We start from the raw sequence: 13,902 nt of genomic DNA, 5'->3' as shown, positions 1-13,902 counted from the left end.
ATGGTATACAAAATTTGCACTTACCGAGCCGATCCTTCTTGAACCGGTGGCCCGAGTGATGCAGATAAAATGCAGCGACCCTGAATTCCAAGTTGTTTGAGAGGGAGGCCAACAGATGCCCATCAAAGTCGGACAGGACACCGCCAAAACGCGCCGCAGCCTGAGCGTGAATGGCAAAACCATCTCGTATTATTCAATCCCCGCGGCGCAAGAGGCCGGGCTGGGTGATTTTTCCAGGCTTCCCGCCGCGCTGAAAGTCGTGTTGGAAAACATGCTGCGGTTCGAGGATGACGGCTTTTCCGTCTCGGTCGAGGACATCAAGGCCTTCGGCGAATGGGGCGCGAATGGCGGCAAGAACCCGCGCGAGATCGCCTACCGCCCTGCCCGCGTGCTGATGCAGGATTTCACCGGCGTTCCGGCGGTGGTCGATCTGGCAGCGATGCGCGATGGCATCAAGGGGCTGGGGGGCGACGCACAAAAGATCAACCCGCTGAACCCGGTCGATCTGGTCATCGACCACTCGGTCATGATTGACGAGTTCGGCAACCCCCGCGCCTTCCAGATGAATGTGGATCGCGAATACGAGCGCAATATGGAACGCTATCAGTTCCTGAAATGGGGTCAGAACGCATTCAACAATTTCCGCGTTGTCCCCCCCGGCACCGGCATCTGCCATCAGGTGAACCTGGAATATCTGGCCCAGACCGTCTGGACCGACACTGACCAGAACGGCGATGAGGTCGCCTATCCCGACACGCTGGTCGGCACCGACAGCCACACGACCATGGTCAACGGCATGGCCGTTCTGGGCTGGGGCGTTGGTGGGATCGAGGCCGAGGCCGCGATGCTGGGTCAGCCGATCTCGATGCTGATCCCCGAGGTTGTGGGCTTTGAGCTGACCGGCGCGATGGTCGAAGGCACCACCGGCACCGATTTGGTGCTGAAGGTCGTGGAAATGCTGCGCGAGAAAGGCGTCGTGGGCAAATTTGTCGAGTTCTACGGCAGCGGACTGGACCGCCTGCCGCTGGCCGACCGCGCGACCATTGCAAACATGGCACCGGAATACGGCGCGACCTGTGGCTTCTTCCCCATCGACGGCGAAACCCTGCGCTACATGCGCAATACGGGCCGCGGTGAGGACCGGATCGCACTGGTCGAGGCCTATGCCAAGGAAAACGGATTCTGGCGCGGGGCGGACTATGCGCCCATCTACACCGACACCCTGTCGCTGGACATGGGCACCATTGTCCCGGCGATTTCAGGGCCGAAACGGCCGCAGGATTATGTCGCGCTGACCGACGCCAAGGCCGCCTTTGCACACGAGATGGCCGAGACCTTCAAGCGCCCCATGGGCAAAGAGGTCCCCGTCAAAGGCGAAGACTACACCATGGAATCGGGCAAGGTCGTGATCGCCTCGATCACCTCCTGCACCAACACCTCAAACCCTTATGTGATGATCGGCGCAGGTCTGGTGGCGCGAAAAGCCGCCGCGCTGGGTTTGAACCGCAAGCCGTGGGTCAAGACCTCGCTGGCACCGGGATCGCAGGTTGTGTCCGCCTATCTTGAGGCCGCTGGCCTGCAGGATGATCTGGACAAGATCGGCTTCAACCTTGTTGGCTATGGCTGTACCACCTGTATCGGCAACTCTGGTCCGATCCAGAAAGAACTGTCCGAGGCGATTGCCGAGGGCGATCTGGTTGCCACCTCGGTTCTGTCGGGCAACCGCAACTTCGAAGGTCGTATCAGCCCGGACGTGCGCGCCAACTATCTGGCCTCACCGCCGCTGGTCGTGGTCTACGCACTGGCGGGCACACTGGATATCGACCTGACCTCGGAGCCGATCGGTCAGGACAAGGATGGCAACGACGTCTACATGAAAGACATCTGGCCCAGCCAAAGCGAAATCGCCGAACTGGTCGAGGCAACCGTGACCCGCGAGGCGTTCCAGACCAAATATGCGGACGTGTTCAAGGGCGACGAGAAATGGCAGAGCGTCGAGGTTCCGCAACAGGAAACCTATGACTGGCCACCGAGCTCGACCTACATCCAGAACCCGCCCTATTTCCAGGGCATGAGTCCCGAGCCGGGCACGATCTCGAACATTGAAGGTGCCAAGGTTCTGCTGATCCTGGGCGACATGATCACCACCGACCACATCTCACCCGCCGGATCATTTGCGACGACCACACCGGCTGGCAAATACCTGACCGACCGCCAGGTTCAGCCGCGCGAGTTCAACTCATACGGGTCCCGCCGTGGCAACCACGAGGTCATGATGCGTGGCACCTTCGCCAATATCCGCGTCAAGAATGAGATGCTGGACGGCGTAGAGGGCGGCTACACCGTCGGGCCGGACGGTCAGCAGACCTCAGTCTACGAGGCGTCGATGGCGCATCAGGCGAACGGAACCCCGTTGGTCGTGTTTGGTGGCGAACAATATGGCGCGGGCTCGTCCCGCGACTGGGCGGCCAAGGGCACGGCGTTGCTGGGCGTCAAGGCGGTGATCGCCGAAAGCTTTGAGCGCATTCACCGCTCGAACCTTGTGGGGATGGGTGTGATCCCGCTGGAATTCACAGGCGGCGACACGCGCAAGTCGCTGGGTCTGAAGGGGGATGAAACCGTCTCGATCCATGGGTTGGACACGGTTGAACCCCTGCAGGAGGTGCCTTGCACTATCGTTTATGGGGATGGAACCGAGAAGACCATCACTCTGAAATGCCGGATCGATACCGCGCCCGAGATTGAATATATCGAAAACGGCGGCGTGCTGCAGTATGTGCTGCGGAATCTGGCGAAGGCGGGATAAAGCCGCGCCTTTGGATTTGATCAGAAAGGACGCCTTCGGGCGTCCTTTGTTTTTTGCGAGGCTCTGCCTCGCGCTCCGAGGTATTTTTGAACAGAAGAAGTTGAATTGGCGCAAGAGACCGGGTTTGCTGCGCCGGGGAGGTCGCGATGAACAGGGTGGCATTGATAACCGGAGGCGCGCGCGGCATTGGGCGCGCGATTGTCGAGGAGTTGAGCCGCGACAATCACATCGCATTCACGTGGTTTTCGACCGATCCGACGCATACGCATTTGAGTGACGGGACTCTGTCCATTCAATCCGATCTGACGCAGGACGGGCAGCCCGAGGCGGTAATCCAGCAGGTCATCGACAGGTTTGGCCGCCTGGATGTGATCGTAAACAACGCGGGGGCGGTGAAATCGACCCCAAAAGAGGTGTTCAATCGCGACGACCACCGCGCCATTCAGGATTTGAACCTGCTTGTGCCCGCAGCCTTGTTGACGGCCGCGTTGCCGCATCTGAAACCGGGTGCGGCGATTGTCAGCATATCTTCGATGAACGCCGTTTTGCCGCCGAAAGACGCGGTAACCTATGGGGCAAGCAAGGCTGCGCTGAACCTGTGGACCCGCGGCATGGCGAAAGAGCTTGGGCCCGAAGGTATCCGGGTGAACGCAGTCGCACCGGGGGCCATCAACATCCCCGAGGCCCCGCGGCCCGATGATCTGACAGCCCTGTTTGTGAAAGACACAGCCATTGGGCGCGTGGGAGGACCGGAAGACATTGCAAAGGCCGTTCGGTTCCTCGCATCGGATGACGCTGCATTCATCACCGGTGAGACCTTGGCGGTTACCGGGGGCTACAGGCTTTAGGCAAAGGGGTTATCCGCCCGCCGCCTTTTCCAAAGCAGGGCGGATTGTGCTTTCGATCACGCGCTGAGTGATCGGCCCGGCAAAGCGCAGAATGACCATACCCTCACCGTCAATCACATAGGTTTCCGGCACGCCGTATAGGCCCCAATCCAGCGCCATGCGTCCCTGCTCGTCGCGGCCGATGGCTTCGTATGGATCACCCAACTCGGTCAGGAAACCCTCGGCATTGTCCAACTTGTCCTTGTAGTTGATGCCATAGACCGGGATGCCTTCGTCCGACAGCGCCTCAAGATTCGGGTGCTCGGCCCGGCATGGGGCGCACCAGCTGGCCCAATAGTTGACCAGCTTGACCTCACCATCCCTTAGGGTCGTGTCGTCGAACAGGGCCTTGCCGGGAAACTCGGTCAGCACGACCGGGGGCGCAGGCTGCCCCTCGCGCGCAGAGGGCAGCGCGTTTGGATCCTCGCGGAACATGCCGATCCCGGCCAGAACCGCGAAAGCCCCGAAAATCAGGGGCGGCGCGAGCATCAGGGGCGAGATTTTAGCCATTCCGAGTTACCCTTTGTTCGATCTTTTCCATCTCGGCCCGCACCTTGCGTCCGCGCAGAATGCTGAAGACAACCAGTGCGACCAGCAGTGCAATCGAGGCTGCGTAAGACGACAGGACCGCGTCCGCGTATTTTCCAAGATCAGGGATCATCCGCCCACCCTTTCCCGTGCAAGCAATGCCTTGATCCGCCGTGCCCGGATTTCCGTGCCGGTGCGATACAGCACCAGCGCGATGAACAGCAACACAAAGCCGATGATGCACGCCAGCAGCGGATAGAAGAAGATATTGCTGACCTTCTCTTCGGTATCGGTGCCGGTGACAGCACCCGCCCGCATGACGGACGCGCCCTGATGCAGGCCCTGATTCCAGAAGTTCACCGCATAGCGGCTGAGGATCGCAAAGACCGACCCCACCAGACACAGGACCGAGGTCAGGTCGGCAGCGGTGTCGGGGTCTTCAATCGCCTCCCACAAGGCGACGTAGCCGAGGTAGAACAGGAACAGGATCAGGAACGAGGTCAGGCGCGGATCCCAGGCCCACCATGTCCCCCACATCGGCTGGCCCCAGATCGCCCCGGTTGCCAGCGCGATCAGCGTCATGACGATGCCGATCGGGGCGGCGGCCCGCGCGGCCAGTGCACTGACATGGTGGCGGCGCACCAGCCAGACCAGCGAGGTGACCAGCATCATCAACCAGCAATTGATCGCCATCAGCGCCGACGGGACGTGCAGGTAGATGATCTTGACGGTCGATCCCTGCTTGTAATCGTCCGGCGTGAAGAAAAAGCCCCAGACCAGCCCAACCACGATAAACACTGCCGAAGTGATCCAGAAAAACGGCAGGACACGTTCACTGGTGGCAAGGAACTTGCGCGGGTTGGCATATTCCCAGAGGGCGTTGGCTTTGGCTGCGATTGTCATGGCCGTTATTTAGTCTGAATCGGAGGTTTTCTCAATTGACCTCGGTCAAAGATGTGGCGCTTCACCGCAGATTGATCCGCAGCACCGCTGCGCTGGCAAAGGGCAGCAGGGCGATGGTTGCTGCAGTGATCCCGGCCAGCATCAGAAGCGGTGTCTGTGTCTCCATCCCGATGGCGCCACGGCGGGCGACCTCAGCGCCGAAAATCAGGGTTGGGACGTAAAGCGGCAGGACCAGCAAGGACAACAGCAACCCGCCCCGTTTCAGGCCGACGGTGAGCGCTGCGCCGAAGGTGCCAATGACGCTCATGGCCGGGGTGCCCAGCAACAGCGAGATCACCAGCCAGAAAAAGCCCGGAATCGGCAGGTTCAACAGTACACCCAGGAAGGGTGCAGCAAGGACCAGCGGCAGGCCGGTGGTGATCCAATGGGCCAGCGCCTTGATCGAGACAACCGCTTCAAGCGGTAGCGGCGCGGTCGCCAGCAAGTCCAGCGAGCCGTCCTCCCAATCCAGCGCCAACAGGCGGTCGAGCGACAGCAGGCAGGCCAGAAGCGCACCGAGCCACAGGACACCCGGCGCGATCGTAGACAGCAGCGACGATTGCGGGCCGACCGCAAAGGGCACCAGAACCGTTACGATCAGGAAGAAGGCCAGCCCCAGACCAAAGCCGCCGCCCGCCCGGAAGGCCAGTTTCAGATCACGCAGCAACAGGGCGATCACAGGAAACCTCCGTCAAAGTCGTCGATAGGGGCGGGTTTGGCTTTGTTGGGGCCTACGTCCAGGACCTCGCCATCAAGGCCCAGATCGATATGGGTGGCAATCAGGGCCGAGCCACCCTGCCCCAGATGCGCGCGCACCGCATCTGCGAACATCTGCACGGCGTTTTTGTCCAGCGAAACGGTGGGTTCGTCCAGCATCCAGATCGGCCGCCCCGTGACCAGCATCCGCGCCAGCCCCAATCGCCGCTTTTGCCCGGCGGAAAGGTTGCCAGCGTGACGGTCAGAAAGCTCATTCAGCGCAAAGGCGTCCAGGGCGGGCTGGATCTGCTGGGTCCCAAAAACCGAGGCCCAGAAGCTGAGGTTTTCAGTCACTGTCAACGTTGGTTTCAACCCGTCGGAATGCGAGGCGTAAGCGATCTGATCTTCGGCACCGTCTATCTGACCGGCCAATGGGGGCTGCAACCCGGCCAGCGTACGCAAAAGGGTTGTCTTGCCGATCCCGTTCGGCCCGCGCAGGATCAGGGCCTGACCGGGTTGGAGCGTGAAGCTCAGCCCCTCCAGCACTGGAATGCCGCCTCGGGTGATGGTCAGATCGGTTACGGTTAACGTCATGTGACCCGCTTATCCGATTGGGGACGCAGGCAAAAGGCGGGATTTGCCGCAGGGTGGCGATGTCGGCGCATATTGGTGATTGCGGGAGCGAGAGGCCAGCCTCTCGCGCTCTCCGGGATATTTTTGGCCAGATGAAGGGGGATCCGGTTACACGGGGATCAGGGCCAGCGCGATGCGGCGACCTTCTGACAGCAGGACGTTATAGGTGCGGCAAGCGGCTGGGGAGTTCATGATCTCGATCCCGATACCCGCATTTTCCAAGGCATTGCGCAAATCTGTGGGGATATGTGTCAGTTCGGCTCCGGTGCCGAACAACAGTACATCTATTGCGCCCGAAAGGTTAAGCAGGGGTTCGGAGTCGGCATACCCCTCCCACGATTGGGTACCGGTTGCGCCAGTCAGGACGCCGCCGTTATGGACCTGCCCTCCGATACGAAAAAAGCCCGGTCCGTAGCCGTCGATGGGTTGGGCGTTGGTATAGGTGATCTCATTCAATCGCATGGGGGATGTTTATCCCCAAAGTGGCAGGCCGGACAAGGCCGCCAGCGCAATCGCCAGATAGGCGGCGGCACGGTAGAGGTGTTCGCGGTCGGGTCGGAACAACCAGGCCCCCAGCAAGTTGCCCAACAGGTTTGGCACGGCCAGCGCAAACCCCAGTCCCGCGGCGGCCAGCGTCACCTGCCCCATGCCGGCGAGATAGCCCAGTAGCAGGAAGTCAAAGGCAAACAGGAAAAGCAGGATGGTTGCCCGGATCACTTCGACAGGCAGCGGGCGTGACATGTAGAATAGGATGACGGCTGGTCCGGGCAAACCGGCGACTCCGCCCAAAAACCCCGCCGCCCCACCGATACCCGTGACCATCGTGCGGCTGATCTGCCCGTGATAGCGCAGGCCCAGGATCAGGATGGCGAGCATGATCAGGGCAAGGCCGCTGACCGCGTAGCGAAACACTTCGGGGTCGACTTGCGTTAGCACCCACAGACCGACCGGCAGTATCGCGGCGCAACCGATCACCAAACGTGCCAGATCGCCCTTGTTCACCGCCCCCCAAGCCCGGCGCAGGTTCGGCAAGGGGCCGAAGATATCCATGATGGTCAGACCGATCAGAGCGCCGAATGGGCCCAGACAAGGCGTGGCGATGGGCAGGAAGACCAAAGCGGTTCCGAATCCCGAAAAGCCGCGCACGACCCCGCCCAGAAACGCTGCAAAAAAGATAACGGCCAGACCCTGCGGGGACTGGCCGAATACCTCAGGCATCTATGTTGGCAAACTGATTGCCGGCGGTGTTCGACGGCTTGGACCAGTCACGCTTGACCCCCAGCCACAGCAGGATGGTCGAGGCCACAAAGACCGACGAATAGGTCCCCACGATCACGCCCCAGATCATCGCAAACACAAACCCCCGGATCACGTCGCCGCCCAAAACATAAAGCGAGATCAGCGCCAGCAGGGTTGTGACCGAGGTCATCACCGTCCGGCTGAGCGTTTCGTTGATCGAGATGTTCAGAACTTCCTTGAGGTCTTTCTTCTTGTACTTGCGAAGGTTCTCCCTCACCCGGTCGAACACAACCACGGTGTCGTTCAGCGAGTAGCCAACGATGGTCAGAAGTGCTGCGATGATGGCCAGATCGAAGCGGATTTGCAGCTCTGAGAAGATGCCGATGGTCAGGATCACGTCATGCACAAGTGCGGCCACCGCGCCCAAGGCAAACTGCCATTCGAACCGAAGCCAGATATAGACAAGTACGGCGCCGATGGCCAAGGCCACGGCGATGACCGCCGTCTGGATCAGTTCGCCGGACACTTTCGGGCCGACCGATTCAACCGAGACAAATTGGATGTCGGGGATCACAGTTTGCAACGCGCTTTCAACCGCTGTGATGGTCGAAGCTTCAACCGCTTCGGCATCGGCCTGCGCCTGAATGCGGATCATGGCGACGTTTTCGTCCGGCCCGAATGTCGGGTCGAAAATCTCGGTGATCGTGACATCGCCCAATTCCAGCGGCGCGATGGCGTCGCGGTAGGTGCCCACGTCAATCGGCTGAGCGCTTTCGGTGCGGATCGTGGTGCCGCCCCGGAAATCGATGCCGAAATTCAGACCTTGCAACAGGAATGAAACAAAGGCGATCACCATCATCAAGCCCGAGATGCCCAGCCAGACTTTCCACCGGCTGAAGAAATCGAACGAGGTTTCCTGGGGTACGAGTTTCAGTCTCATGTCAAACCTCGATCATTTTCGGACGGCGGCGTTCGAACCACATGACCACCATCAGGCGCGTCACGAAGATCGCAGTGAAGACCGAGGTGATGATACCCAGCCCAAGCGTAATAGCGAAGCCCCGCACCGGACCGCTGCCCATGGCAAACAGGATGGTCGCAGTGATGAATGTGGTGACGTTGGCGTCCAGAATGGCCGACAGCGCCTTTTCATAGCCAAGCTCGATGGCGCGGGCCGGGCCTTTGGCGGATTTCAGTTCCTCGCGGATGCGTTCAAAGATCAGAACGTTGGCATCCACTGCCATACCCACGGTCAACACGATCCCGGCGATGCCCGGCAGGGTCAGAGTGGCCCCGATCAGGGACAGCAAGCCGAACAGCAGACCGACGTTGATGATCAGAGCGATATTGGCAAAGATACCGAACAGCCCGTAGCTGAGCGCCATGAAGACCAGCACCGCGGCGAAGGCCACGATTGTGGCGACTTTACCGGCGTCGATGCTGTCTTGGCCCAGTTCAGGGCCGATGGTGCGTTCTTCCAGAAAGATCAGCTCGGCGGGCAAGGCCCCTGCCCGCAGCAGGATGGCCAGATTGGTGCTTTCCTCGACCGAGAAGTTGCCGGTGATGATACCCGACCCGCCCGGAATGTGGCTTTGGATGACAGGGGCCGAGATCACCTCGTCATCCAACACGATGGCAAAGGGCGCGCCGATATTGTCGCGCGTGTAATCACCGAATTTGCGCGCACCGGATGTGTTGAAACGGAAGCTGACCGCCGGACGGCCGTTCTGATCGAAGGATGGCTGCGCGTCCACCAGTTCCTCACCCGTTACAACCGGGGCGGACTCGATGATGTAGTAAACACCGCTTTCGTCGATTGAGGGCACGACTTCCTGACCGATACCAGCAACCGCATCCGGGTCGGTGCCGCGATTGACCACAGGGTTGAAGGTCAGCTGTGCCGTCGTTCCGATGATATCTTTTAACTCACCGGCGCTGCCGATGCCGGGCACCTGGATCAGGATACGATCCGCGCCCTGGCGCTGAATGGTGGGTTCGCGAGTTCCGACCTCGTCAATCCGGCGGCGGACAATCTCAAGCGATTGGCGCACGGTGCGGTCATCTGAGGCCAGTTTTTCAGCCTCGGACAGTTGCACGACAATCGTGTCCCCGTCGGCGAAGGCTTCGATGTCGGTCGCGCCGACCCCGGTCAGGGTTTGCACCTGACGGGCAAGACCGCGCACAACCTCCAGCGCGCGGGGCATCCCCTCGGGATGGCTGATGCGGACGCGAATCTGATCGGGGGCCGAGTCCTGACGGCGGATGGTTCCAACGGTCGCCCGCTCGTCCCGCAGGGCGTCGCGGATTTCCGGCCACATGCCCTCCATCCGGGATTCGTAGACATCCTCGACCTTAACCTCGGCCAGCAGATGGGCACCGCCGCGCAGATCAAGGCCCAGATTGACCAAGGACGATGGCAGCCAGTTGGGCCATTTTTCGGCTTGCGCCTGATTTTCGGGGGTGTTTGCGCCCAGCTCAATCGCGGCTTTGGCGTCGTTGGATTGTTCGACCCGCGTGTAAAACGCATTCGGCAGGGCAAGGATCAGGCCGGTCACACAGACCAGCCAGATCAGAACCCGCTTCCAGGTATCAATTTGCAGCATTACCCTGCCTTTTCAAGGAATTGTCAGGCGAAGTTACTTCGCAGGTTCGGTCTTGTTCAGAACCTGGGCGATGGTCGATTTGACCACGCGCACCTTCACACCTTCGGCGATCTCGACCTCGATCTCGTTCTCGCCTTCCTTGACCTTGGACACTTTGCCAATCAGGCCACCCTGCGTGACGACCTGATCGCCCCGGCGCACGGCCTCGACCATGGCCTGATGTTCCTTCATCTTCTTTTGCTGCGGACGGATCAGCAGGAAATACATGATCGCGAAGATCAGGATCAGCGGGAGAAACTGGGCGATTGCGCCACCTTCCATGGGATATTCCTTTTGCTTTGTGTTGCGGCACCGTTCCGCAAATTTGGCGGGAACCTATGCGCTGATATGTCTGTTTGCAAGCAAAGGCGGCGGTGTGACCCACCTGAACGCGACCCTGTCACCGCAAGAACAGTCAAAGCGTTGCAGATATGTCCTAGGAACATGGCCCAAACCGGGTATAGTCCGGGGTAAGGGGGACATATGGCACGGCAATTCAAGCCCTTCCTTTTGTTACGTTATTTCCTGGCCGCTTTGGCGGTGATCCTGTGGTTTGACGGTCCTGTCCGGGCACAGGACGCACCTGCGGAAGCGACCGCGCCCGAAGCAGCTGAATCAGAGGCCTTCATGGCCCCGGTCATCGTGGACGGGGACATCCTGTTTCAGGTCCGCGGTTCAAGCGCCCTGCCCGCGCCCGAACGGGCCGAGGGTGTTCAGAACAAGATCATCGAAATCGCCGAAGCCTCGGACGCGACCGAGGTCGCAATCAGCTTTGAAGAAACCGACTTTGGCACCTGGATTCTGGCAGATGGTGAAAGGGTCTCAATCGTCACCGAAGCCGATGCTGAACTGGATCAGATGGAGCTGAGCGTTGTCAGCGTTCTGCACGGCAACGCGATCAAGCAATCCATCGAAGCCTACCGTTCGAACAGAACGGATCAAGCGCGCGTGTCGGGCGCGATCGAGGCTGCGGCCTGGACCTTGGGCTTTTTTGTCTTTGTTGTCGCCATCCTGTGGCTGCATCGCAGAATCCGGCGGCGCACCCTGAAATTCGTCAAACGCCACCTGAAGGACGTTGAAACCGCCACCGCCAAAAGCGTTCAGGCCGAGGCAATTGCTGCCCTGGTCCGCTATGGGCTGAATTTTGTCCTGCTGGTGATCTTCTTTCTGGGCTTTTACTACTATCTGTCCTTCGTCCTGCTGGCCTTTGCTGAAACCCGATATTTCGCGCAGTTGCTTCTGACCTACCTGACGGAACCCGTCCTTCTGATCTTCAAAGGCATCCTCAGCTATATCCCGAATATGATCATGCTTGGCCTGATCACCTGGGTAACGATGTATATTATCAAGGGCATGCGGGTGTTCTTTGACGCGGTCGAAGCGGGCTCGTTCGAGTTGGGGGATTTCGAAAAGCACTGGATCAACCCAACCTTCAACATCGCGCGGGTCGTTGTGATCCTGATCGCGCTGGTCTTTGCTGTGCCCTATATCCCGGGCTCGGATTCCGCGGCGTTTCAGGGGCTGACCATTCTGGTGGGCGCGATGCTGTCGCTTGGCGCAAACTCGGTCGTGTCGAATATGCTGGCGGGGCTGTTTGTGATCTATCGCCGCTCGACCTCGATCGGGGATCGAATTCAGATCGGGGATCACATTGGTGACGTGGTGCAGATCAAGCTGATGGAGACACATCTGAAATCCATCAAGAATGAGCTGATCTCGATCCCCAACGCGCAGCTGATGAATTCGGATGTGGTGAATTTCTCGAAGAAAACCGACGGCAGCGGTCTGTTGCTGCACACCACTGTCGGCATCGGGTACGAGGAACCGCCCGAAAAGGTCGAGGCGATGCTGATCGAAGCCGCCCATCGCACCAAGGGGATCAAGGCCAAGCCCGAACCCTTTGTTTTGTGGACCGCACTGGCCGACTACGCGATCAATTATCAGATCAACGGGTACACCACGCGCGGCAGTATTATCCCTAAAATCCGGTCAGACCTGCACCGCAACATCGTGGCTGTGTTTAACGAGAACAATGTGCAGATCATGACCCCGTCCTACATGGCCGACCCGCCCGAGCCGAAGATCCCAGCCGGGGATTGGGATGGTCATCTGGCGCATCACGAAGAGACGCCAGACAGTTAAGCGCAATTTGGTTAACCAGCGCTACACCCTTCCAGCCATATGGTGCATAAGCAGCTTTAGTGATTCACGCATTAAGGATCTGAGACATGCACGACATCCGCGCCATTCGCGAAAACCCTGCCGCCTTCGACGCCGCTCTTGCGCGCCGTGGGGACGCGCCGGTGTCGTCAGACCTGCTGCGCCTGGACGAAAGCCGCCGCGCCAAGATTCTGGCGGCTGAGACGGCGCAGGCCGAACAGAACAAAGCCAGCAAAGAGGTCGGTGCCGCCAAGGGGCGCGGAGATGAGGCGGAATTCGAACGCCTGCGCACTCTGGTCGCCGAAAAAAAGGCCGAGATTGCGCGGATGCAGACCGAAGCCAAGGATCTGGACGCGCTGCTGACCGATCAACTGGCCCGCATCGCCAACCTGCCTGCCGAGGATGTACCCCAAGGCGCGGACGAAAATGATAATGTCGAGGTGAACCGCTGGGGCACGCCGCGTGCGTTCGATTTCGCTCCGAAAGAGCATTTCGACATTCCCGCCGTCGCCGCCGCAATGGATTTCGAGACCGCCGCCAAGACCAGCGGCAGCCGGTTTGTGAACCTGTCAAAAGGCGTCGCGCGTATCCACCGCGCCTTGGCCCAGTTCATGCTGGACACCCATATCGACAAGAACGGTCTGACCGAGATGCAGACCCCCGTTCTGGTCCGGGATGAGGCGATGTATGGCACCGACAAACTGCCGAAATTCGGCGATGACAGCTATCAGACCACCAATGGCTGGTGGCTGATCCCGACCTCTGAGGTCACACTGACCTATTCGGTATCCGGGGAGATTCTGGACGAGGCCGCCCTGCCCATCCGCATGACCGCCCACACCGTCTGCTTCCGGTCCGAAGCTGGCAGCGCCGGTAAGGACACCGCCGGGATGCTGCGGCAGCACCAGTTTGAAAAGGTCGAGATGGTCTCGATCACTCATCCCGATAAATCGGACGAGGAACAAAAACGGATGCTGCGCTGCGCCGAGGACCTGTTGGAGCAGCTGGGCATCCCCTACCGCACCGTTGTCCTGTGCACCGGTGATATGGGATTTGGCGCGCGCCGCACCTTTGACATCGAGGCATGGCTGCCCGGTCAGGATACCTATCGCGAGATCAGCTCGGTCTCGACCACCGGCGATTTTCAGGCGCGTCGCATGAATGCCCGTTTCCGCCCCGAAGCGGGTGGCAAACCGGAATATGTCCACAGCCTGAACGGCTCGGGGCTGGCCGTGGGGCGCTGCCTGATCGCCGTGCTGGAGAACGGGCAGAACGCAGATGGCACTGTGACCCTGCCCGAGGTTCTGGCCCCCTATCTGGGCGGCAAGCGGACCCTGCAAACAGACGGTACGCTGGGATAAGAAAACCG

At 60.1% G+C, this 13,902-nt stretch carries 14 protein-coding genes; 4 read left to right on the top strand and 10 right to left on the bottom strand.

Annotated elements, in window-relative coordinates; translation table 11 throughout:
- Positions 1-115 precede the first annotated feature (115 nt).
- Both acnA and ACR0AC_RS05810 read left to right on the top strand, forming a co-directional pair.
- Positions 116-2,806: an aconitate hydratase AcnA gene (acnA, locus tag ACR0AC_RS05815; RefSeq protein ID WP_480872363.1), complete on the top strand. Its 2,691-nt coding sequence runs from the start codon at positions 116-118 to the stop codon at positions 2,804-2,806.
- 146 nt (positions 2,807-2,952) lie between these two features.
- The gene (locus ACR0AC_RS05810; RefSeq protein ID WP_480872361.1) at positions 2,953-3,654 is read left to right on the top strand and encodes an SDR family NAD(P)-dependent oxidoreductase; all 702 of its coding nucleotides are present in this window, start codon (positions 2,953-2,955) and stop codon (positions 3,652-3,654) included.
- Between the two features lie 9 nt (positions 3,655-3,663).
- On the opposite strand, the gene ACR0AC_RS05805 is transcribed toward ACR0AC_RS05810, so the two are convergent.
- From ACR0AC_RS05805 to yajC, 10 genes are all read right to left on the bottom strand, one after another.
- Positions 3,664-4,203, bottom strand: coding sequence for a DsbE family thiol:disulfide interchange protein (locus tag ACR0AC_RS05805; protein WP_170622006.1), 540 nt, complete (start codon positions 4,201-4,203; stop codon positions 3,664-3,666).
- Entirely contained in the window at positions 4,196-4,354 is a 159-nt protein-coding gene (ccmD, locus tag ACR0AC_RS05800; RefSeq protein WP_170449808.1) for a heme exporter protein CcmD, read from the bottom strand. Before ccmD ends, ACR0AC_RS05805 begins: the two co-directional genes overlap by 8 nt.
- Entirely contained in the window at positions 4,351-5,124 is a 774-nt protein-coding gene (locus ACR0AC_RS05795; protein WP_170449806.1) for a heme ABC transporter permease, read from the bottom strand. The genes ccmD and ACR0AC_RS05795 overlap by 4 nt, the downstream gene beginning before the upstream one ends.
- Before the next feature lie 61 nt (positions 5,125-5,185).
- A complete protein-coding gene (ccmB, locus tag ACR0AC_RS05790) occupies positions 5,186-5,842 on the bottom strand; it encodes a heme exporter protein CcmB (protein WP_170519486.1) in 657 nt (218 codons plus the stop codon).
- Positions 5,839-6,453 carry a heme ABC exporter ATP-binding protein CcmA gene (gene ccmA / locus ACR0AC_RS05785; RefSeq protein ID WP_480872359.1) on the bottom strand — a complete coding sequence of 205 codons (615 nt, stop codon included), beginning with the start codon at positions 6,451-6,453 and terminating at the stop codon, positions 5,839-5,841. The genes ccmB and ccmA overlap by 4 nt, the downstream gene beginning before the upstream one ends.
- Before the next feature lie 147 nt (positions 6,454-6,600).
- Positions 6,601-6,954, bottom strand: coding sequence for an Mth938-like domain-containing protein (locus ACR0AC_RS05780; protein ID WP_480872357.1), 354 nt, complete (start codon positions 6,952-6,954; stop codon positions 6,601-6,603).
- A 9-nt stretch (positions 6,955-6,963) separates the two neighbouring features.
- Entirely contained in the window at positions 6,964-7,710 is a 747-nt protein-coding gene (locus ACR0AC_RS05775) for a TSUP family transporter (protein WP_480872355.1), read from the bottom strand.
- The gene (secF, locus tag ACR0AC_RS05770; protein WP_170449797.1) at positions 7,703-8,671 is read right to left on the bottom strand and encodes a protein translocase subunit SecF; all 969 of its coding nucleotides are present in this window, start codon (positions 8,669-8,671) and stop codon (positions 7,703-7,705) included. Before secF ends, ACR0AC_RS05775 begins: the two co-directional genes overlap by 8 nt.
- A gap of 1 nt (position 8,672) precedes the next feature.
- Entirely contained in the window at positions 8,673-10,334 is a 1,662-nt protein-coding gene (gene secD / locus ACR0AC_RS05765; protein ID WP_480872353.1) for a protein translocase subunit SecD, read from the bottom strand.
- Positions 10,335-10,367: 33 nt separating this feature from the next.
- Complete coding sequence (gene yajC, locus ACR0AC_RS05760) at positions 10,368-10,655, bottom strand: preprotein translocase subunit YajC (protein ID WP_170449793.1); 288 nt, start codon at positions 10,653-10,655, stop codon at positions 10,368-10,370.
- A 201-nt stretch (positions 10,656-10,856) separates the two neighbouring features.
- Here yajC and ACR0AC_RS05755 point away from each other — a divergent pair, with 201 nt between their 5' ends.
- Both ACR0AC_RS05755 and serS read left to right on the top strand, forming a co-directional pair.
- On the top strand, positions 10,857-12,515 hold the full coding sequence (locus ACR0AC_RS05755; protein ID WP_170622009.1) for a mechanosensitive ion channel domain-containing protein: 1,659 nt from the start codon (positions 10,857-10,859) through the stop codon (positions 12,513-12,515).
- Between the two features lie 86 nt (positions 12,516-12,601).
- The gene (gene serS / locus ACR0AC_RS05750; RefSeq protein ID WP_480872350.1) at positions 12,602-13,894 is read left to right on the top strand and encodes a serine--tRNA ligase; all 1,293 of its coding nucleotides are present in this window, start codon (positions 12,602-12,604) and stop codon (positions 13,892-13,894) included.
- The last annotated feature ends 8 nt before the right edge of the window (positions 13,895-13,902 follow it).

It is taken from the genome of Ruegeria sp. H7, assembly GCF_056532945.1.
The sequence above is the reverse complement of the archived record's forward strand: the minus strand, read 5'-3'. Positions and strand labels throughout refer to the sequence as shown.